This window comes from Paenibacillus sp. EB106-04-04-XG159 (genome assembly GCF_058791835.1).
Genome location: NZ_JBYTDY010000002.1, coordinates 298,038 through 319,697 on the forward strand (window position 1 = coordinate 298,038; position 21,660 = coordinate 319,697).

Annotated in this window: 16 protein-coding genes; all 16 read left to right on the plus strand. The window is 48.9% G+C overall.

The window, feature by feature from the left end; translation table 11 throughout:
- Positions 1–185: 185 nt before the first annotated feature.
- The 16 genes from lspA to AC3WTP_RS03610 all read left to right on the plus strand — a co-directional run bounded on the left by lspA (position 186) and on the right by AC3WTP_RS03610 (position 21,580).
- Positions 186–686, plus strand: coding sequence for a signal peptidase II (gene lspA / locus AC3WTP_RS03535; RefSeq protein ID WP_492393336.1), 501 nt, complete (start codon positions 186–188; stop codon positions 684–686).
- On the plus strand, positions 683–1,657 hold the full coding sequence (locus AC3WTP_RS03540; protein ID WP_492393192.1) for an RluA family pseudouridine synthase: 975 nt from the start codon (positions 683–685) through the stop codon (positions 1,655–1,657). The genes lspA and AC3WTP_RS03540 overlap by 4 nt, the downstream gene beginning before the upstream one ends.
- Positions 1,658–1,792: 135 nt before the next feature.
- Positions 1,793–3,046 (plus strand): LL-diaminopimelate aminotransferase, encoded by a 1,254-nt coding sequence (locus AC3WTP_RS03545; RefSeq protein WP_492393193.1) that lies wholly within the window; start codon positions 1,793–1,795, stop codon positions 3,044–3,046.
- 877 nt (positions 3,047–3,923) lie between these two features.
- Entirely contained in the window at positions 3,924–4,469 is a 546-nt protein-coding gene (gene pyrR / locus AC3WTP_RS03550) for a bifunctional pyr operon transcriptional regulator/uracil phosphoribosyltransferase PyrR (protein ID WP_458568714.1), read from the plus strand.
- Positions 4,470–4,475: 6 nt separating this feature from the next.
- Positions 4,476–5,387: an aspartate carbamoyltransferase catalytic subunit gene (locus AC3WTP_RS03555; RefSeq protein ID WP_492393194.1), complete on the plus strand. Its 912-nt coding sequence runs from the start codon at positions 4,476–4,478 to the stop codon at positions 5,385–5,387.
- An 80-nt stretch (positions 5,388–5,467) separates the two neighbouring features.
- The gene (pyrC, locus tag AC3WTP_RS03560; protein ID WP_492393195.1) at positions 5,468–6,748 is read left to right on the plus strand and encodes a dihydroorotase; all 1,281 of its coding nucleotides are present in this window, start codon (positions 5,468–5,470) and stop codon (positions 6,746–6,748) included.
- Positions 6,749–6,864: 116 nt separating this feature from the next.
- Positions 6,865–7,995 (plus strand): carbamoyl phosphate synthase small subunit, encoded by a 1,131-nt coding sequence (locus AC3WTP_RS03565; protein ID WP_492393196.1) that lies wholly within the window; start codon positions 6,865–6,867, stop codon positions 7,993–7,995.
- 1 nt (position 7,996) lies between these two features.
- The gene (carB, locus tag AC3WTP_RS03570; RefSeq protein ID WP_492393197.1) at positions 7,997–11,215 is read left to right on the plus strand and encodes a carbamoyl-phosphate synthase large subunit; all 3,219 of its coding nucleotides are present in this window, start codon (positions 7,997–7,999) and stop codon (positions 11,213–11,215) included.
- Positions 11,216–11,335: 120 nt separating this feature from the next.
- A complete protein-coding gene (gene pyrF, locus AC3WTP_RS03575) occupies positions 11,336–12,070 on the plus strand; it encodes an orotidine-5'-phosphate decarboxylase (protein WP_492393198.1) in 735 nt (244 codons plus the stop codon).
- Between the two features lies 1 nt (position 12,071).
- Complete coding sequence (gene pyrE / locus AC3WTP_RS03580) at positions 12,072–12,710, plus strand: orotate phosphoribosyltransferase (protein WP_492393199.1); 639 nt, start codon at positions 12,072–12,074, stop codon at positions 12,708–12,710.
- Positions 12,711–12,829: 119 nt separating this feature from the next.
- Positions 12,830–14,215, plus strand: coding sequence for an ABC transporter substrate-binding protein (locus tag AC3WTP_RS03585; protein ID WP_492393200.1), 1,386 nt, complete (start codon positions 12,830–12,832; stop codon positions 14,213–14,215).
- A gap of 233 nt (positions 14,216–14,448) precedes the next feature.
- Entirely contained in the window at positions 14,449–15,297 is an 849-nt protein-coding gene (locus AC3WTP_RS03590; RefSeq protein ID WP_492393201.1) for an ABC transporter ATP-binding protein, read from the plus strand.
- Positions 15,260–16,354, plus strand: coding sequence for an efflux RND transporter periplasmic adaptor subunit (locus AC3WTP_RS03595; RefSeq protein ID WP_492393202.1), 1,095 nt, complete (start codon positions 15,260–15,262; stop codon positions 16,352–16,354). The genes AC3WTP_RS03590 and AC3WTP_RS03595 overlap by 38 nt, the downstream gene beginning before the upstream one ends.
- The gene (locus AC3WTP_RS03600) at positions 16,354–19,200 is read left to right on the plus strand and encodes an ABC transporter permease (RefSeq protein ID WP_492393203.1); all 2,847 of its coding nucleotides are present in this window, start codon (positions 16,354–16,356) and stop codon (positions 19,198–19,200) included. Before AC3WTP_RS03595 ends, AC3WTP_RS03600 begins: the two co-directional genes overlap by 1 nt.
- A 3-nt stretch (positions 19,201–19,203) precedes the next feature.
- Entirely contained in the window at positions 19,204–20,091 is an 888-nt protein-coding gene (locus AC3WTP_RS03605) for an ABC transporter ATP-binding protein (protein WP_492393204.1), read from the plus strand.
- Positions 20,092–20,095: 4 nt separating this feature from the next.
- Positions 20,096–21,580, plus strand: a complete 1,485-nt coding sequence (locus AC3WTP_RS03610) for an ABC transporter substrate-binding protein (protein WP_492393205.1) — start codon at positions 20,096–20,098, stop codon at positions 21,578–21,580.
- Positions 21,581–21,660 lie beyond the last annotated feature (80 nt).

Here is a 21,660-nt window from a genome sequence, read left to right on the forward strand (position 1 = left end):
GCCTCATTCTCCTTCCTGGCATGCAGTCTCATTCTGTAATAGGATGCGCAGACAGAAGCCGAATCCACATGGTAAATGCCGATTGGTTTGGCTTGGATTGGACGTTTTTTTTAGGAATATGGTACAATGAGCGGAGCAAGCAAGGAATCGACATGTATTAATAAATGAGGTGACTTCAAACCGTGTTGTATTTGTATAGTCTTGCACTAATTGTGCTGCTGTTGGATCAAGGATCGAAGTGGTTGATTGCCACAATGATGGAAGAAGGAGATAAAATCTCAGTGATTGGAGATTTCTTCCTGATCACATCCCATCGAAATACAGGAGCTGCCTTTAGTATGCTGGAAGGCAAACGTTTGTTTTTCATTGTTGTAACGATCGTAGCTGTTGTAGGTATTATATGGTATTTGCAAAAGGTTAAATTTGAACAGGGTAAAGTGCTGCCGATTGGTTTGAGTTTAATATTGGGCGGAGCGCTTGGAAACTTTGTGGACCGTGTGATTACTGGAGAAGTTGTCGATTTCCTGCAATTTAACTTCGGTTCATACACGTTTCCAATCTTTAATATTGCGGACAGCGCAATCTGCATCGGTGTAGGCTTAGTGCTGCTTGATGCATTCTTAGCTGTGCGACGTGAGAATAAGATGAATGAGCAACAGGAAGGAACGGTTGAAGAAGGCAAATGAATGTAAATGAACAACATCATTCTTCACAGCAATTCGGAGAGGCCGACGATCAGCAAGACACGTTGGTATGGACAGTAACTGCTGAATATGCGAAGGAACGGATAGACAAATATATAACAGAATCGATCGAGGAAAATGTGTCGCGTTCACAGGTTCAGCTGTGGATTAAAAATGGACATGTTCTCATTAATGGCCAGCAGGTAAAGGCAAATGCGAAATGTATGGAAGGTGACGTTGTTACCCTTCATATGCCCGAGCCGGAGCCCGTAGACATCGCGGCGGAGGATATTCCGCTGGATGTTTATTATGAGGATGCGGACGTCATTGTGATCAATAAGCCGCGCGGAATGGTCGTTCATCCTGCGCCGGGACATACTTCCGGTACAGTCGTGAATGCGCTGATGCATCACTGCAAGGACTTGTCCGGGATCAATGGGGAACTGCGCCCTGGTATCGTGCACCGCATCGATAAGGATACGTCCGGTCTCTTGATGGCGGCGAAGAATGACCGCGCGCATGTATCCCTTGCCGAGCAGCTTAAAGCGCATACGGTCATTCGCAAATACATTGCGCTGGTTCACGGCAATGTGCCCCATGATCAAGGCACAGTTGACGCGCCTATCGGTCGCGATGAGCATGACCGTAAGATGTACACGGTGACAGAGCGCAATGCGAAGCATGCGGTTACACATTTTAAAGTACTCGAGCGCTTCGGCGATTCTACACTTGTAGAGCTGAAGCTCGAGACGGGACGCACCCATCAGATTCGGGTGCATATGAAATTCATCGGGCATCCGCTCGTAGGCGACCCGATGTACAGCCGCGGTACACGCGGCCTTACGATGGATGGACAAGCGCTGCACGCTGAAACGCTTGGTTTTGTCCATCCGACTACAGGCGAAACACTGCAATTCCAAGCGCCGATTCCAGACGACATGGAACTGCTGCTGCAATCGATACGCAACCGTTAGGACACTCTTGGGAGAGGTCGCAGCGGGATGAAGCGATATATGCAACGAGTACAAAATGTTGCTTATATCGTCCATTCCGTATGCGGCCTCTTTGCTTCATGATAATAGGGAAAGCAGATAAGGGGTGTGGCTAATTTGAGCATAGAACATTACGAGCAGACATACATTCAGAATATTTTCGCTGATCGCATCGGTGGAGCGGACTATGGAAAAGATACAAACATTTATAAATTCGAAAAGATTAAACGTGCGAAGGCTGCGGCGAAGCTCGCGCATCCGAATGTGGAATTAATCGATATGGGCGTTGGCGAACCTGACGAAATGGCTGACTCAGGTATCGTAGCTAAGCTCGCAGAAGAAGCGGCCAAGCCAGAGAATCGCGGTTATGCGGATAATGGAATTGCTGAATTTAAAGCAGCTGCGGCAAAATACCTGTGCGATGTGTTCGGTGTGGATGGTATCGATCCGATGACTGAAGTGCTTCATTCCATCGGTTCGAAGCCTGCGCTGGCTATGCTGCCATCATGCTTCATCAACCCTGGAGATGTTACGATTATGACAGTTCCCGGGTACCCTGTGCTTGGTACGCATACAAAGTATCTGGGCGGCGAGGTGTATACAGTCAAGCTGACGGAGGAGAATAACTTCCTGCCAGACTTGAACAGCATACCGGATGAGATATGCAAACGCGCGAAGCTGCTGTATCTGAATTATCCTAACAACCCAACAGGAGCTTCAGCAACAGCTGATTTCTTTGCGAGGGTTGTCGTGTGGGCGAAGGAGCATGAAGTGATTGTCGTTCATGATGCGCCGTACGCTGCGCTAACATATGACGGCAAGAAGCCGCTAAGCTTTCTGAGCGTTCCTGGCGCGAAGGATGTTGGCGTCGAGCTTCATTCGTTGTCGAAGTCATACAATATGACGGGCTGGCGGATCGGATTCATCGCAGGCAATCCGCTGATCGTTAAGGCATTCGGCGATGTGAAGGACAACAATGATTCCGGACAGTTTATCGCCATTCAGAAAGCGGCGATATACGGGCTAGAGCATCCAGAAATTACGGAAGCGATCGCGGAGAAGTATTCCCGCCGTCACAATATGCTGGTGGATGCGCTGAATGAGATCGGTTTCCGTGCAGAGAAACCGAAGGGCTCTTTCTTCCTCTACGTGGAAGCGCCTAAGGCAGTCAAGAACGGTTCTGAGTTCGCTACAGCAGAGGACTTCTCGCAGTACTTGATTCGTGAGAAGCTGATTTCTACGGTGCCATGGGATGATGCGGGGCGCTATATTCGATTCTCCGTTACTTTCAAAGCGAAGGGTGAATCTGAAGAGAAGCGAGTAATTGACGAGTTGAAGCGCCGTTTGACGGATGTTGAATTTATATTTTAAGCGATGATGAAGCACTTCTGTTCATTGCTGTGTAGGCTAAAGCATGAGGCTTGAGCTTAGGCAGCGTGAGCGAAAGTGCTTTTTATTGTGGAGTGGAGTGCGGGAACGGGGGGGAAACACTTGAGAGAGGCGCGTGAGATCGGCGCGTGGAAGATAACGCGGAAAAACCGTGTTACAGCGAGTAAAGTCGCTAGTATGGATGAGATGCCGGGTTTTTTCCGTGTTACAGTTGCGTGGTGAGCAGCGGATCGAGCAGCAGGTGTGAGATAACGCGGAAATACCGTGTTACAGCGAGTAAAGTCGCTAGTCTGGATGAGATACCGGGGTTTTTCCGTGTTACGGCAGTGTGGAATCAGGGTTGCGTGGAAACAGCAAGCGAGGTTAACCAATTTGAAGTGAGGCATGCTTGACTCCCCTCTAATTTACAGATACATACAAAGTGCCTTCATTTACCAACATTTAAATTTTAAATATATATGATAATAGCTTGACACCGGAAGGCAGAAGTGAAATAATAAACACAACTTCATAAGGAACCTTTAAATCAGTCCGAGAGACTGGCAAGGTGACGCTCGTTAACGAAAAGGGATCGTGCATGGGTGTCGGACGCGTAACATAGACCGCTCTATCAGAGAGTAGAGGGTGATGAACAGTATGCGGCCGATTTTAATATGCCTGTGTATCGCTACGCCCTTATCCATCTGACTTCACGACTCCTTGCCTTCTGGGCAAGGAGTTTTTTGCATGGAGACGTAACAAGAAATAAGTAATAAGTTCATCTAATTGAAACGAATACTTACAAGAAAGCCCGCCAAGCCAAACCAAACCAAGCTGAGTTGGCAAAAGGCCTGTAGCAGACGGAAGGAGCAGTTCAATTATGAGTACGGCGGATTACAACATCATCATGGATGAAGCAGCTATCCGACGCGCGCTGACGCGTATCGCTCATGAGATTCTAGAACGAAACAAAGGCATAGATAATTGCATGCTAGTCGGGATTCGCACGCGAGGCATCTACATTGCGAATCGAATCGCGGAACGAATTCAAGTCATAGAGAACGCAAACGTTCAAGTAGGCGAGTTGGACATCACACGATATAGGGATGATCGCAAAGTGATGGAATCAGATGTCTTGGCAGCAAATGAACTATCGTGCTCGATTCATGATAAGACGATTATCTTGTGTGACGATGTGCTCTATACGGGCAGGACGATCCGTGCCGCGATGGATGCGCTTATGGATCAAGGCAGACCGCAAATGATTCAGCTTGCTGTTTTGGCAGATAGAGGCCACCGGGAACTGCCAATCCGACCTGACTTTGTTGGCAAGAACGTTCCAACATCGAAGACAGAAGAAATTGAAGTAGCACTAAAAGAAGTCGATGGAATCGATGAAGTCAAAATCATACATCAACGGGGGTAATCATCAATGGCTACGATACATCTGGAACGCAAAGTAAACGAACGCAGCCTGTTAGGGCTAAAAGATCTAAGCCGTGATGAGATCGAATCCATCTTGAAACGAGCTGCATACTGGGAGATGCAGCCGAATAAGATTCACGATGCACTGAAGCATCGGATCGTAACGAATATGTTTTTTGAAAACAGCACTCGCACCCGATCCTCCTTCGAAGTAGCAGAGAAGCGCCTAGGAGCGGAAGTGATTAACTTCTCGGCTGCTGCTTCCAGTGTAGAAAAGGGCGAGTCCATATATGATACAGTCCGCACCCTGGAATCAATGGGTCTGGATGCAGGTGTCATCCGCTTGAAGCCGGTCGGCATGCTGCAAGAGATCGCGGAACGCGTGAAGATGCCGCTCGTCAATGCAGGCGACGGCAACAACGAGCATCCGACGCAAGCGCTGCTTGACCTTTATACGATGCGCAAGCACTTCGGCGAACTACGCGGCTTAAATGTAACAATCGTCGGAGATGTGGAGCATAGCCGAGTCGCCCGCTCCAATCTGTGGGCGCTGCGCAAATTCGGAGCTAACGTTTCCTTCTGCGCACCGAGCAATATGAGAGCAGAAGAACTAGATGCTCCATATGTAGAGATGGAAGAAGCGCTGCAATCAGACGTTGTCATGATGCTTCGTGTACAGCTGGAGCGACATGATCACAAGATGTTCACGACAGCAGCGGATTATCGTGAAGCGTATGGATTGACTGCAGAACGAGCAAGCCGCATGCAGAAACACGCGATCATCATGCACCCCGCGCCGGTGAACCGAGATGTTGAGATTGATAGCGAGTTAGTAGAAAGTCCTCAATCCTACATCTTCGAGCAGATGGCTAACGGAGTGCCGATTCGAATGGCGGTTATGGAACGAGCAGTCCGCTAGTATTGAAACGATATGATGAGATAACGAAATAGCAGTGAATAAAGAGCAAACCGGAACTAGGCGAAGGGAGAAACCATTACATGTTGATTCTAGCAAATGCAAGCATACTAAACGAACAAGGGAACCTGACTTCAGCGCACATCTGGGTTGAAGAAGGGGTCATCCGAAGAATCACAGAAGCAGAAGCAGCTGCTGCACTTCCTAGCGAAGCAGAAATCATTGACGTCAAAGGCAAGCTTGTAAGCCCAGGCTTTATCGATATGCATGTGCATCTTCGCGAACCGGGATTCGAACATAAAGAAACGATCGCGACAGGAACGCGCTCTGCAGCGCGCGGCGGCTTCACGACGATCGCTTGCATGCCGAACACACGCCCTGTGATCGACACAGCGGAGACGGTACAACTCATACACGATAAAGCGAAGCAAGAGGGAATCGTGAAAGTGCTCCCTTACGGCTCGATTACGAAAAATGAGCTGGGTCGAGAGCTGACTGACTTTGAAGGAATGAAAGCTGCTGGAGTCATCGGCTTTACGGATGACGGCGTAGGCGTTCAGAACGCGCAGATGATGAAGGATGCAATGGCTCGTGCGAAGTCGCTTGACATGCCGGTTATCGCACACTGCGAAGACGATTCGCTTGTCAAGGGCGCTGCCGTAACGGATGGCGCATTTGCGCGCAAGCATGGACTTAAGGGGATTCCGAACGAATCGGAAGCGATACATGTAGGTCGCGACATCCTGTTGGCGGAAGCGACAGGCGTTCACTACCACGTCTGCCATGTGAGCACGGAGCAATCGATCCGCTTGATTCGCCAGGCGAAGCAGCTCGGCATTCATGTAACTGCTGAAGTATGCCCGCATCACCTGCTGCTGTCAGATGAAGATATTCCAGGCATGGATGCGAATTGGAAGATGAATCCGCCGCTCCGCACACCGCGCGATGTGGAAGCTTGCATTCAAGCGATCGAGGATGGAACAATCGATATTCTCGTAACGGATCATGCGCCGCACAGTGAAGAAGAGAAAGCGAAGGGGATGGAGCTCGCGCCATTCGGTATCGTAGGATTGGAAACAGCCTTCCCGCTCATGTATACGAAGTTCGTAGCTACAGGAAAATGGCCGCTTGAGCTGCTGATCCGTCGCATGACTACAGACCCTGCTAAGGTGTTCGGATTGTCTACTGGACGCCTGGTAGAAGGAGCGCCTGCTGATCTGACTGTACTAGATTTAGATACAGAGCGTGAAGTTGATCCGACGCAGTTCTTGTCCAAAGGCAGCAACACGCCATTCACAGGCTGGAAGCTGAAAGGCTGGACAGTCATGACACTGGTTGACGGCAAGGTTGTATGGTCCGAGTAGCTTGATACGAGTAACTCTAGTAATACCTAAAATTGTCCTTATAGATAAGATACTGAATAGATAGATAACGGTTGGTTGAGATTCAGCCAAACCGATTCAAGCGAGGAGTGACGAAGATGCAAGCAACATTGTTATTGGAAGACGGTACCCTGTTTACAGGTAAAGCATTTGGCGCGGATGGAGAATCAGTCGGGGAAGTCGTATTTAATACAGGTATTACAGGTTATCAAGAGGTGCTGTCTGACCCTTCTTATTGTGGACAGATTGTAACGATGACTTATCCGCTGATCGGAAACTATGGAATTACTCGCGATGACTTTGAAGCGATTCGTCCATATGTGCATGGCTTCGTGGTACGCCGCCATGAAGAGATTCCGAGCAACTGGCGCGCTGAATACTCTGTAGATAGACTTCTGAAGGAGTATGGAATTCCGGGCATCAGCGGCATCGATACACGGATGCTCACTCGCATCCTGCGTCACCACGGTACGATGAAAGGGATCTTGTCCGTAGGAGACAAGTCGCCTGCAGAACTGCAAGAGATGATGCAAACTACACCATTAATAAGCGATCAAGTGGCTCGCACTTCGACGAAGGAAGTGTTCGCGAGCTCCGGCAAGGGCGAGCGCATCGTATTGGTAGATTTCGGTGCGAAGAGCGGTATCCTCCGCGAGTTGACTCAACGCGGCTGTGACGTAGTTGTCGTACCGCATGATACAACAGCTGATGAGATTCGCCGCTTGCGTCCAGATGGTATCCAATTGTCCAACGGCCCTGGGGACCCGAAAGATGTACCGCACGCTGTGAAAATGCTGCAAGAGCTGATCGGTGAGATTCCAATCTTCGGCATTTGCTTAGGACATCAATTGTTCGCACTTGCTTGCGGCGCGGATACGGGACGCTTGAAGTTCGGTCACCGCGGCGGCAACCATCCAGTTAAAGAGCTTGTATCCGGCCGCTGCTACATCACTTCTCAGAACCACGGCTACACCGTAGTAGACGAGTCGATTGCAGGAACAGAGCTGGAAGTTACACATATCAACAACAATGATAAGACGATAGAAGGTCTTAAACATAAGAAATACCCTGCATTTACAGTGCAGTATCATCCAGAAGCAGCGCCAGGTCCGCACGACAGCAGTTACCTGTTTGATCAATTTCTGAACATGATTCGTGAACATAAGCGCAACAATCCAAAGCTGCCGCGTCAAGCGGAGCTGCAAGCTCAGTTGAGAGGGGAACAATAACATGCCGAAAAATACTACACTTAAAAAAATACTCGTTATCGGTTCCGGTCCTATCGTTATCGGCCAAGCGGCGGAATTTGACTATGCTGGGACACAAGCATGTCAAGCGCTGAAAGAAGAAGGATTGGAAGTAGTCCTAATCAACAGCAATCCAGCAACCATCATGACGGACACGAACATGGCGGACAAGGTTTACATCGAGCCGATCACCCTAGACTTTGTAACTCAAATCATTCGCCAAGAGCGTCCAGACGGCTTGCTTCCAACGCTTGGTGGGCAAACAGGCTTGAACATGGCGGTAGAATTGGCTCGCGCAGGCATTCTGGAACAGGAAAATGTACGCCTGCTGGGCACACAGCTTGAAGCGATCGAGCGCGCGGAAGACCGCGACTTGTTCCGCGAGCTGATGCGCGAGCTGGAGCAGCCAGTACCTGAGAGTGTTATCGTTACTTCCGTACAAGAAGCTGTCGACTTCGCGAATGAGATCGGCTACCCGATCATCGTTCGCCCGGCTTATACACTTGGCGGTACAGGCGGCGGTATCTGTGATGACGAAGCGCAGCTTCGCGACATCGTAGCAAGCGGTATCCGCTACAGCCCGATCGGACAATGCTTGATCGAGAAGAGCATTGCCGGCATGAAAGAAGTCGAATACGAAGTTATGCGCGACGCGAACGACAACTGTATCGTCGTATGTAACATGGAGAACTTCGACCCAGTCGGCGTTCACACAGGCGACAGTATCGTAGTAGCGCCATCCCAAACACTGTCAGATCGCGAGTATCAGATGCTGCGCTCCGCATCGCTCAAGATTATTCGCGCCTTAAACATCGAAGGCGGCTGTAACGTGCAGTTCGCGCTTGACCCGCACAGCTATCAATACTATGTCATCGAAGTGAACCCTCGTGTCAGCCGCTCATCAGCGCTCGCATCGAAAGCGACTGGATACCCGATCGCGAAGATGGCAGCTAAGATCGCGGTCGGCTACACGCTGGATGAGATCGTTAACCCGGTAACAGGTCAAACCTATGCCTGCTTCGAGCCGACACTTGACTACATCGTTTCGAAGATTCCTCGCTGGCCGTTCGATAAGTTCACGCAAGCGAACCGCAAGCTAGGCACGCAGATGAAAGCGACAGGCGAAGTCATGGCCATCGGCCGCACTTTCGAGGAATCGATTCATAAAGCGATCCGCTCGCTGGAGATCGGTGTACACCGTCTTTACCTGAAAGGAACTGACGAGCTGGATCAAGAGACACTTGAAGCGCGCCTGAAAGCACCGGATGATGAGCGCATGTTCTTGATCGCGGAAGCTTATCGCCGCGGGTATTCCCTGCAGCAGATTCAAGACTTGACGAAGATCGACTGGTGGTTCCTGGATAAGCTGGAGCGCATGATTCGATTCGAAGATGAGCTTACTAGCGAAGCTAAGCTTTCGGAAGAGACACTATACGAAGCGAAGCGCATGGGCTTCACAGACCGCTCCATTGCAGAAATTCGCAGTGCGGCATTCCCAGACGGAGCGATGACGACGGAAGCGGACATTCGCGCAGCGCGCAAAGCACAAGGTTTGGTGCCAGTATACAAGATGGTTGACACATGTGCGGCAGAGTTTGAAGCGACAACGCCTTACTACTACTCAACCTATGAAACTGAGAATGAAGTAGCGCCTTCCACGAAGGAGAAAGTGCTCGTACTCGGCTCCGGTCCGATTCGGATCGGTCAAGGTATCGAATTCGACTACTCCACTGTTCATGCGGTATGGGCGATCCAGAACGCTGGATATGAAGCAGTTATCATAAATAACAACCCTGAAACGGTATCAACAGACTTTAACACATCAGACCGCTTGTACTTCGAGCCGCTCTTCTTCGAGGATGTAATGAACGTCATCGAGCAGGAGAAGCCGGTCGGTGTCATCGTACAGTTCGGCGGACAAACAGCGATCAACCTTGCGGCTCCGCTTGCTAAAGAGGGTGTGCGGATTCTCGGCACTAGCCTGGACAGCATCGATGAGGCGGAAGATCGCAAGCGATTCGAAGCTCTGCTGTCACGCTTGAACATTGCACAGCCGAAGGGTAAGACAGTGACATCTGTGGACGATGCAGTTGAAACAGCGCAAGGCCTTGGCTACCCGGTACTCGTTCGCCCGTCCTACGTACTTGGTGGACGCGCAATGGAAATCGTGTACTCGGATGACGAATTGCTCAGCTACATGGAGCAGGCAGTTAAGATTAATCCAGACCATCCGGTATTGATTGACCGCTACATGCTGGGTAAAGAAGTCGAAGTAGATGCGATCTGCGACGGCGAGACAGTGCTGGTGCCAGGCATCATGGAACATATCGAACGCGCGGGCGTTCACTCCGGCGACTCGATTGCGGTATACCCTCCGCAGCATCTGTCAGACGAGCTGAAGCAGCAGGTTGTCGATATCACGATTCGAATCGCGAAAGAGCTAAAGACTGTCGGATTGGTTAACATCCAGTTCGTCATCTACCACGACGAAGTGTATGTAATCGAAGTGAATCCGCGATCCTCACGCACAGTGCCGTTCTTGAGCAAGGTGACGAACATTCCGATGGCGAATGTGGCAACGAAGCTCATTCTTGGCAGCAAGCTGGCTGAGCTTGGATACACCGATGGTCTGTGGCCTGAAGCTGACTATGTGTCCGTCAAGGTTCCGGTGTTCTCCTTCGCGAAGCTGCGCCGCGTAGAGCCTACACTCGGCCCTGAGATGAAATCGACAGGCGAGGTAATGGGCCGCGACGTGAAATACGCGAAGGCGCTCTATAAGGGCTTGATCGGATCAGGTATGAAGATTCCAGCGACAGGTGCGATCGTGTGCACGGTTGCTGACAAGGATAAAGATGAAGCGGTTGAGCTGATGAAGGGCTTCAGCGCGCTTGGCTACAAGATTATCGCAACAGGCGGAACTGCGACAGCGATGGAAGAGGCTGACCTGAACGTCATGCGTGTCAATAAGCTGTCCGAAGGCGCACCGAACATTCTGGATCTGATCCGCAACGGTGAAGCGCACTTCGTCATCAATACATTAACTAAGGGCAAGACGCCGGAACGCGACGGATTCCGCATTCGCCGTGAAGCGGTAGAGAACGGTATCGTATGTATGACTTCACTGGATACAGTGCGCGCGCTTCTCGGAATGCTGGAGCAGCTCAACTTCTCATCGACTGCAATGCCGAGAATCAACGCATAATTCGAATTAGCGCGAATTCCTTGAACGAGGAGGCCCCTAACAGGCCTCCTCGGATTGTGAATAGCGGCTAGGAGAGAACATGACGGCATGTCGATCTGAAACATTGGAGGCTGAATAATAATGACGATGACAACAAGAGAACAGATGGCGGGACGAATCATGGTAGCGTTGGATTATCCGAATGCTGAAGCGGCGACATCCCTGATTCAACAGCTGGAAGGCATCCCGTGTTATATGAAAGTCGGCATGCAGCTGTTCTACGCGGCAGGACCAGACTTCGTACGTGAATTGAAGTCGCGCGGTTACCGAGTGTTTCTGGATGTGAAGATGCATGATATTCCGAACACAGTTAAGGGCGGCGCAAACAGCATCACGAAACTCGGTGTCGATATGTTCAACGTACATGCGGCAGGGGGCGTCCAGATGATGCAAGCCGCGATGGCTGGAGTGGAAGAAGCGCTCGCAAGCGACGCTTCGTTAAGCAAGCCTGCTGTCATCGCGGTAACGCAGCTGACGAGCACGAACGCTCACATCATGAACGAAGAGATCGGCATTGCCGGCGAGGTATCGGATTGCGTCGTACGCTATGCAGTTATGGCGAAACAAGCTGGGCTGGACGGCGTCGTGGCCTCACCGCAGGAAGTGACGCAGATTAAGAGTGCGTGCGGCGAGGCGTTTCAAACGATTACACCTGGTATCCGACCTGCTGGCAGCGCTCTTGGAGATCAGGCGCGCGTCATGACGCCGAAGGAAGCATTTGATCAAGGAACTGACTATGTGGTCATCGGACGACCGATAACCGCAGCGCCGAATCCGCGTGAAGCATTAGAATCAATCTTGAAGGAGCTGGTTTAATATGACAACGAACAACCTGGAAATGACGATTGCAAAGCATCTGCTCAACATTAAAGCGGTGGCGCTTAGCCCAAATGAGCCATTTACATGGACGTCCGGCATTAAGTCTCCAATCTACTGCGACAATCGTCTGACGATGGCCTATCCAGAGATTCGCAATGCGATCGCGGAAGGCTTTGCATCTCTCGTGCGCGAGCTTGCGCCTGACGCGGAAGTGATAGCAGGCACAGCAACTGCAGGAATTCCGCACGCGGCATGGGTTGCGGACAAGCTTGGTCTGCCAATGGCTTACATTCGCGATAAAGCAAAAGGTCACGGCAAGCAGAACCAGATCGAAGGCATCATTCGTCCGGGTCAGAAGGTCGTTGTCATTGAAGACTTGATCTCCACAGGCGGCAGCTCTCTCAAAGCGGCGCTCGCTGTTCGTGAAGCAGGCGCTGAGCCGCTCGCGGTATTGGCGATCTTCAGCTATCAGATGAACAAAGCGATCGAAGCATTTGCCGAGGCTAACATACCGCTTCATACGTTGTCCAACTATACTGCCCTGATGCAAGTTGCATTAGAGCTGGGGGTTGTTCAAGAAGCAGATATGGAGCTGCTAAAAGCTTGGCGTCAAGATCCGACAACTTGGGGCAAATAGGACTTAGCTTCATCATAGCAGCTCATCTCGTAAAAGGAGATGGGCTGTTTTTTTATTAAATGATATCGTGACCCTCACTGTACCATGTGATAACATAAGGGAGAAATGGGGTTTATGGTATGAAAAAACGACTATGGCTGAAATGGCTGGCTGCATGTATTTCCGTCACTATGTTGAGTGGCTGTACGGTTGGTAATCCGCTATCGGAGCCATCATCTGATCAGAGCTTAAGTAAGCTTCGTGTCATGTACCATGATAAAGATCAGTTTTATCTGGAGTACGGCGGGTACTTTGCGATGGAGCATCCAGAGATTGAGATTGAAGTGATCGAGACGGATCCGCTGCTCATGAACGGTGGAGATTCTGTAGAAGAAGATAACGAGGAAGAACGATTCCTTGAATTTATTGATCAAGAACAGCCGGATATTATTATGACTGATCTATCGATGATACAGAGGCTGGCGGAGCTAGGCAGGCTGTATGATATAGACGCCATTATAAAGCAGGAAAGGTATAACCTCGATGACATGCTGCCTGGTCTGATCGATATGCTGCGTGAACAAGGCGGAGGAGGATTATATGGGCTTACTCCGGCCTATAACACGAAAGTAGTGTTTTATAATGCCGATTTATTTCACAAATATGGGGTTGAGCTTCCAACGAATCGAATGAGCTGGAAAGAGCTGCTGCAGCTTGGAGAACGCTTCGTGAATATTGAGTCAGAAGAGGGTCAGGTATATGGTATTGCCAATCCGTATCACGACCGAAGCGAGCTGATGTCATCGATTATTCAAGGCTCTAATCTTCAGTTGATCGATGTGCGCGGTGAGAAGGTGCTGATCAACACGCAATCGTGGCGTGAATTATTTCAAATAACAGCAAGTGCCGTTAGCAGCGGAGCGATACGATTTGAGGATCATAAGAATGATGGAAGCAGCAATGATTCTGTTTATGACACCGATTTTATGCAGGGGAAAGCAGCTATATTAATAGAAGATTCTCGGATGATCAACACGCTGGAGAATGCAAATATACTGAAAAAGGGCTCAGAATCGTTCGATTGGGGAATAGTTACGATGCCTGTTGATCCTAGTTATCCTCAAGAATCGGCTTATATTTCGACGGGGGCTGTATTTGCTATTAATCAAGCTTCAGACCATAAAGATGCCGCTTGGGAGCTAATGAAGTTCATTCATAGTCCTGAAATGGCGAAGGCCTCGACGAAGATGATAGAAGGTCAATTGCCGACACGCATGACGCACTTAAATGAAGTGAGCGAGGAATATGCTAAAGTGTTAACAATGTTGAAACCTAAGGCAGTCGACTCATTAGCTCAAACTCTCGATAAGTATCATATTTCGTATTCGATTTATAAAGAGATGTACGAACTGATGAATCAAGCTCTGGATGAATTAATCGCGGGAAAGCCGATTCCTGAGGTGTTTCCGATGCTGGAGAAGCAGCTGCAGCAGGTACTGGATCAAGCTAATAACTTAGGGAATTAGGAGACGTGTTATCACGGCAGCAAGCAGATTGAATACAAGAAAATGGTGATACAAAGGGCAGCCGAGAGGGCTGCCTTTTTTAGCTGTTATTAGAGATATTAGGCCAATTATTATGAAAAAATGTAAAACCAAGCCAAAACGTAACAAACACTGTAACTTTTCAAACAATTGATTCGTTTATACTGTAGAAGTATTTAGGAGGAACTTGTCAGAGGTTGAAGGGGGCACCAGTATTGTTAAAAAAACTCCGCTTAAGGAAACAGCCTAAGGCTGCAGACGAAAGCCCAGTTCAATCGGCAGAAGAGCAGCGCCCAACAGCAGAATCAAAAGAAGATGCGCCATACATAACACAATCTAATCCTGCCAATGTACAGCACGATTGGCCGACTCGAGAGGAATACGATCCGAATAAGCCATTGTTGGAAGTGCAAGGAGTCACCCGAGAATTTGAAGTAGGCGGCAATACTTTGCATGTTCTCAAAGGGATTAATATGGAGGTTCGTTCCGGCCAGCTCGTCATCTTGCGAGGACGGTCAGGTTCGGGCAAAACGACGCTTCTGAACATGTTGGGCGGGCTTGATCTGCCGACGCAAGGGGAAATACAGTTTCGAGGAGAAACGCTGTCTGAATGGAATGACGATAAGCGAACTATTATGCGGCGATATGATATTGGGTTTATATTTCAAGCCTACGCGTTGATGCCGATGTTGTCTGCTTATGAAAATGTAGAGCTTTCGCTCAGAATGGCCAAGATACCGCGTCATTTATGGGATAAGCGCGTCCGACATTGCTTAGAGCTTGTTGGCCTTGGCAAGCGAATGAACCATCGGCCTTCAGAGATGTCGGGAGGAGAGCAGCAGCGTGTCGCGATTGCGAAAGCAGTAGCTCATAAACCGCTTCTTCTGCTGGCTGATGAACCAACTGCGAATTTGGATACCCAAACGGTGGCACAGGTCATGGGTGTGTTTCAACATATTATTCGCACGGAAAATATCTCAATATGCATGGCCACTCACGATCCCACAATTTTGGAGGTAGCAGATCATGTCTATGAAATGGTCGACGGAAGATTCGTCTCCTAATCATCTATCTACTTTGAAACGTCCGTGGCGCAAAGCGATGCTTGCGTTTATGTGCGGCACACTTCTATTCACTGCAGGATGTTCACTGCTTCCGGATGAAGAAGTAGAAGAGGTGCTGCCAGTGATTACGCCTCCGACGCTTTCGAAGAAGCCTGAGCTCGATGTAGTGAAGGACACGTTGGAGACATCCGTTTCTTTCGGCGGTAAGCTCATGTCTGAGCAAGAAGAGCCATTATTTTTTACACTTGGCAGCAAGCGAATTAAGGATGTTTATGTAAGCAATGGCGATACCGTGAAAGCGGGTCAAGCTATTGCGGAGCTGGATCTCGAAGAAATGGAGAAGGATTTGCGCAATAAGCGATTGCAGCTCCGTCAGGATGAGATTCAGATGAAGGAAACCCTTCGTCAGAAGGATGAGATGGATCCGGTTCAATTTGAAGAGGCTCAAATCGCATTTGAAGAAAAACGGCAAGCCATCACTGATCTGGAAGAGGATATTGCGAAAGGTACACTAACGGCTCCATTTGACGGCACAATCATGTCGCTATCCATGCAGAAGGGTCAAATGACCAAGGAATATGAGACAGTAGCTATTGTTGCCGATACAGGGCGCTTAACAGTTGCGGCTGATATGTCCAAGGATGATCAGAAGAAGATTGCTCTTGGTATGGAAGCGGAAGTTAGAATTAATAACGTGGATACTCCGTTGAAGGGCAAGGTTAAATCTTTGCCTGCAACCGTTCCGAACAACAATGGCGGTCCGGGTGGAAATGTTCAGCAGGAACGATTAGAGAATTATGTAGTAATAGAAGTAGAGAAAATTCCGTCAGGCTTGCAGCGCGGCACTCCGCTCAGCGGCAAGATCATTGTGCAGCGCAGAAAAGACGTCACTCTGATACCGTTGTCAGCACTTAGAACGATTGGTTCCCGCACTTATGTTCAGGTTGTTGACGAGAATGGCAAACGGGAAGTCGATGTTGAAGTAGGACAACAGACTTCAACACATGTCGAAATTCTAAAGGGACTTGAACCTGGACAGAAAGTAGTGGGTAGATAATGGGCATCCCACTGATTCGATTCCTATTCCGAAAGATGTGGAATACCCGCTGGCTCACCTTAAGCACGCTAATCGGACTAATCGTCGCTGTATCCTTTACGGTGAGCATTCCGATGTATGCTGATGGCGCGCTTAAGCGCGTTGTAGCGAAGTCGCTGCAGGAGAACAGCGAGGGTCTTCCAGCGGGCTCTCTCTTGATGAAGTATCAAGCAACTGGCGGCAACAAAACAGATCTTAAAGGGTTAGAGGATGTCAATACATACATACGCGAAGACGTCAAGGAGAATATAGGGTTCCCTGCGTCAGTATTTGCGAACACCCGGTTACTTCGCGCGACCGAAGTCATCCCTGTAGATCCATCCAAGGTTGATGCGAGCCGTGTGCGCACGATGTCTATCGCCAGTATGTCCGGCTTGGAAGACAAGATCGAATGGACGAATGGTCGAGCTTTCAAAGACGGTGCTACAGATGGTGTTATTGAAGTCGTTATGTTGGAAGAAGCAATGTATCGCAATGATCTTCACGTTGGAGATGAACTCGATTATCCGACTTATGGAGGTTCCAACGCGACATTGCGCGTAAAGATTGTCGGAACGTTCGAAGCGGTTCAGGACACGGATCCTTATTGGTACCAAGGATTTGAAACGATGATGAACACGATGTATGTCACGGAGAACACTCTTAATCAAACCGTGCTGAAGGATAATCAGGTTCCATTGCTTTCATCCAGCTGGTACTATGCATTCGACCTGCGTGAGATCAAGACGAGTCAGCTGGCATCGCTTAACAGCACGCTGGATCGTTTAGAAATTGATCTATACCAGAAGCTGAAGGGTACTAACGTTGAACTGTCATTCAAGAATCTGCTTGAAGAGTTCCGAACTCAGAGTGTGCAGCTTCAGATGATGCTGTTCACACTTGCGGCGCCTATGATAGCTATGGTGTTCTACTTCATTGCCATGAATGCGAATCAAGCGCTGGAGAAGCAGCAGAGCGATATCTCAGTGCTGCGCAGCCGCGGAGCGAGCACCAAGCAGATCAGTTTAATGTATCTGATCGAAGGTCTCATATTGGGCGGAATTGCCTTATTGCTGGCACCTTTAATAGGTTGGTTTATGGCCAAATCGATTGGATCAGCGGATGGATTTCTGGAGTTCGTTAATCGCCAGTCGATTCCAGTCGGCTTCTCGACGGATGCGATATTGTTTGGAGTTGCTGCTGTATTGATTGCACTGATGTCTAGTGTCATACCTGCAGTCATGTTTGCGCGATCGTCCATCGTTGGTCTTAGACAGAAGATGGCTCGCAAAGATAAGAAGCCAACTTGGCAGCGGTGGTATCTGGATATTGTGCTGCTTGGGATCGCTGGATACGGATATTATTTATCCAATCAACAGCAGATGCTGTCCTTCCAGACAGGAATGAGTTCAGACCAGCTGCAAGTGCAGCCGTTCTTGTTCTTCGTGCCAGCGCTGGCGATATTCGCGGCAGGGTTGTTCTTCCTGCGCATCTTCCCGTGGCTGCTCAGGCTGTTCCAATGGATAGGCGGCAAGTATTTGCCAACTCCGTTGTATCTTACTCTGGTCCAACTGTCCCGATCTGCGAAGTCCTATTATCCGCTGATGATTCTACTGATACTTACGCTAGGTCTCGGTGTGTATAATTCTTCAGCGGCAAGAACAATCGATCTGAATTCAACAGAGCGTACCCTTTATGAATATGGTACGGATGTTATTATTCAGACCGTATGGGAATCGACTGCTGAAGCGGATCCGAACCAGAAACCTCCTACAGGAGGCGGTGGCGGAGGAGGTGGCGGCGGCAAACCGCCGCAGATTAAGAACATCGTTTACAATGAACCTCCGTTTGAGGTATTCAAGGAGCTTCCAGGTGTGGAAGCAGCTACACGTGTGCTGCAGACTAAGGTTAATGTCATTGTATCCGGCCGTTCAATTGGGCAGGGCAAGCTGATGGCCATTGAGAATGATGGCTTTGCCAAGGTTGCATGGTTCCGCAATGACTTGTTCCCTGTGCATCCGTTTGAATATCTGAATGTATTGGGTAAATACACGGAACAAGCGGTAATCATTCCGTCCAATGTTGCAGAGAAATATCAACTGAAACAAAATGATGTAATCAGCATCTCGATTCAAGATCAAATGCTTGATTTCGTGGTCGTGGCGATTCTGCCGTATTGGCCTAGCCAGTATCCAGAGCAAACGCCGTTCTTCATTACGAATATAGATTATATCTATGATCAGGTTCCGATCACACCATATGAAGTATGGATTAAGATGGAGGATGGAGCGAAGCTTGCCCCAGCTATTGAGCAGCTGCAGAAAGCAGGAATCGAGATCGCGTCGGTTAAGGATGTTCGAACTGAACTCGCGGCACAGAGCAAGCATCCGACAAGAGGCGGTGTATTCGGAATATTGAGCATGGGCTTCTTGATCTCGATTATTATTTCGTTAATCGGCTACTTGCTGTATTGGTTCTTCAATCTATCTCGTCGTGGTGTTCAATTCGGTATACTGCGCGCGATGGGGCTGTCTCGCAAGCAGCTGACAGGCATGCTTCTGCTGGAGCAAGTATTTACAGCAGGCTTATCGATTGGTCTAGGCATCATCATCGGCAAATTCACAAGCCGTCTATTCCTGCCGTTCCTGCAAGCTACAGAAAATGCAAAGATGCAAGTACCGCCGTTCCGTATCGTCTTCGAAGCGAAAGATACGATGCAGCTCTATATTGTAGTCGGCGTGATGATGCTGTTGGGAGCTTCTATGCTCTTCATTCATATCCGTCGTCTGCGTGTGCATCAGGCTGTGAAGATGGGAGAGGAGCGTTAAGCCATGATCTATTGTGAAGGACTAGTCAAAATATTCAAATCGAATGATCTCGAGGTAGTCGCGCTCCAGGGCTTGAATCTAACCGTCAATCAAGGCGAAATGATCGCCATTATTGGCAACAGCGGCAGCGGGAAATCCACATTTATGAACATTCTTGGCGGATTGGATCGACCTTCCGCCGGGACTGTGAAGGTCGGAGATTGGGATCTGTTGAAGATTACGGATGAGCAGCTGGTGAAATACAAGCGTGATACAGTAGGCTTCATCTGGCAGAACAACGCGCGCAACCTTCTCCCGTATCTGTCTGCACTTGAAAATGTTGAAGTCCCGATGATGCTGTCCGGCAAGGTGGATCGCGCATATGCAAAGCAATTGCTGGAGTGGGTTGGACTAAGCCACCGCCTCAATAACAAGCTTACTGAGCTGTCTGGCGGTGAACAGCAGCGTGTAGCATTGGCGATCTCGCTCGCTAATCGCCCGCGTATTCTGCTGGCTGACGAACCTACAGGATCTGTAGATACGCAAACTTCTGATCGCATCATGGAAATATTCAGAACGATGAATCGCGAATTGGGAGTAACAATCGTCATTGTAACCCATGATATCTCGCTTGCCAGCAAGGTGGATCGGGTCGTAGCGATTCGAGACGGCTTAACGAGCACAGAGTTCATTAAGCGCAATCCTAACTTGAATGCTGAGGGGAACGAAGGTTTCTCGAATCCGCAGAAAGGTTTGCAGGAAGTTCATGAGGCTTATGTTGTTGTAGATCGCGCAGGCCGCTTGCAAGTTCCTAGAGAGTTCCTTGAAGCGTTAGACATTAAAGACAAAGCCTCGATGGAATTCAATGGGGAACAAATCATTATTCGAACACCAAATAAGTTGGAGGGGTAACCAGATGAAGAAACAAATGTGGGTCCGCAAGCTTCTTAGTGTTACGTTGGTCTTAACGTTAATCTTTCCTATGCTCGTTGCTTGCAGCAATAATAAAGAGAGTAAGGAGAATGAAGAGCGCGTTCTCCGAATTGGAATTATGTACGGAGGCTATGATGATTCTTACTTCCGCCAGCAGTTTACAGATATCTATGAGATGACGCATCAGAATGTTCGAATTGATATCGTACCTGCGATTGACTACAGCCAGATGCAGTTCGACAACATGAATCAAGAAGGCGGAATGAAGGAACCCGATCGTATGGAAGCGGTGAAGAAGCTGATGACTGGCGATAACCCAGTCGATATCATCGTGACGGATACAGGACATTTCCAACAGTTGGCTCGTGAAGGGCTGCTGATGCAATTGGATACAAAGTTGCAAGCTGAGAAGATAGATACAAGCGATTTCGTACCGGCTGTATTCGAAGGGTTGAAAGCGATGGGTGACAACAACCTGTACGGTCTGACACCTACCTTCTATTCAAGCGCACTGCTATATAATAAGAAGCTGTTCCAGGATGCGGGAGTTCCGGTTCCTACAGATGGTATGAGCTGGGATGAGATCTTTACGCTTGCTCGCAACGTTTCTAAAGGTGAAGGAGCGGATCGCAAGTACGGCTTTGCCTTTGAACGCTACCAAGGCGGAGACCTGTTCTGGTCGATCATTAATAACTATGTTAAACCATTGAATCTTCGCATGTTTGATGATAATGCAGAGAAGATGACCGTCAATACTCCGCAATGGGAGAAGGTATGGACCACTGTCGCGAAGCTGGGAACGGATCAGATCGTGCCGACTCAAAATAATGGTATGATGATGGATATGGGTAATAAAGAACCAGGTATGTTCGATTACGACATGTTCCTCTCTGGCAAAGTTGCAATGGTGCTTACAGATTTCAGCTACTTGAACAACGAAGTATATAATGCGATGCGCAATGCCAGCAAGATCAAGAACTTTACTCCATTCGAATATGATGTTGTGACGGTACCAACTCATGCTGAGAATCCTGGAGTATCTGCAAGTGTTCAGTTGAACAACATTTTCGCGATCAACAACAGCGCACCGAATGCTGATGATGCATGGGATTTCATCAAGTATATTCATAGTCCGGAGTGGGCTAAGGTCCGTTCCCGCAGCAGCTATGAGATGGTGTCACGTAAATCGTTCATTAAGCCAAGAGAAGGAACAGATTACAACATTCAAGCATTTTATAATGTAAAACCTCTATCGACAGCTAATGCGAAGCAAGATGAAATGATGTACGGAAACTACTGGCAGGTTCAAGATATCGGCCGTCAGCAGTTCCAGGAAGTCATCAACGGAACGAAATCAGTGAAGGATGCATTGGCTGAGTGGGAGAAGCAGGGTAACGAGGCTTTGAAACAGATTAAGGCCAATCAGAATGGGGTACAAGACGGAGTTTATAATAAACCTGTAGGCTGATTCAGCTGAAGGGGTTGTCCTGAAGTCATGCAGATGACTGGGGGCAGCCCCTTTTGTCCGTCAAAGCGCATCTATTGCTC

Excerpts from the sequence above, each read along its gene's own strand:
- AC3WTP_RS03565 (WP_492393196.1), top strand. The coding sequence starts at position 6,865 with ATGCAAGCAACATTGTTATTGGAAGACGGTACCCTGTTTACAGGTAAA.
- AC3WTP_RS03555 (WP_492393194.1), top strand. The coding sequence starts at position 4,476 with ATGGCTACGATACATCTGGAACGCAAAGTAAACGAACGCAGCCTGTTA.
- AC3WTP_RS03605 (WP_492393204.1), top strand. The coding sequence starts at position 19,204 with ATGATCTATTGTGAAGGACTAGTCAAAATATTCAAATCGAATGATCTC.
- pyrR (WP_458568714.1), top strand. The coding sequence starts at position 3,924 with ATGAGTACGGCGGATTACAACATCATCATGGATGAAGCAGCTATCCGA.
- AC3WTP_RS03595 (WP_492393202.1), top strand. The coding sequence starts at position 15,260 with ATGTCTATGAAATGGTCGACGGAAGATTCGTCTCCTAATCATCTATCT.
- pyrC (WP_492393195.1), top strand. The coding sequence starts at position 5,468 with ATGTTGATTCTAGCAAATGCAAGCATACTAAACGAACAAGGGAACCTG.
- AC3WTP_RS03540 (WP_492393192.1), top strand. The coding sequence starts at position 683 with ATGAATGTAAATGAACAACATCATTCTTCACAGCAATTCGGAGAGGCC.
- pyrE (WP_492393199.1), top strand. The coding sequence starts at position 12,072 with ATGACAACGAACAACCTGGAAATGACGATTGCAAAGCATCTGCTCAAC.
- AC3WTP_RS03610 (WP_492393205.1), top strand. The coding sequence starts at position 20,096 with ATGAAGAAACAAATGTGGGTCCGCAAGCTTCTTAGTGTTACGTTGGTC.
- AC3WTP_RS03600 (WP_492393203.1), top strand. The coding sequence starts at position 16,354 with ATGGGCATCCCACTGATTCGATTCCTATTCCGAAAGATGTGGAATACC.
- AC3WTP_RS03585 (WP_492393200.1), top strand. The coding sequence starts at position 12,830 with ATGAAAAAACGACTATGGCTGAAATGGCTGGCTGCATGTATTTCCGTC.
- pyrF (WP_492393198.1), top strand. The coding sequence starts at position 11,336 with ATGACGATGACAACAAGAGAACAGATGGCGGGACGAATCATGGTAGCG.
- carB (WP_492393197.1), top strand. The coding sequence starts at position 7,997 with ATGCCGAAAAATACTACACTTAAAAAAATACTCGTTATCGGTTCCGGT.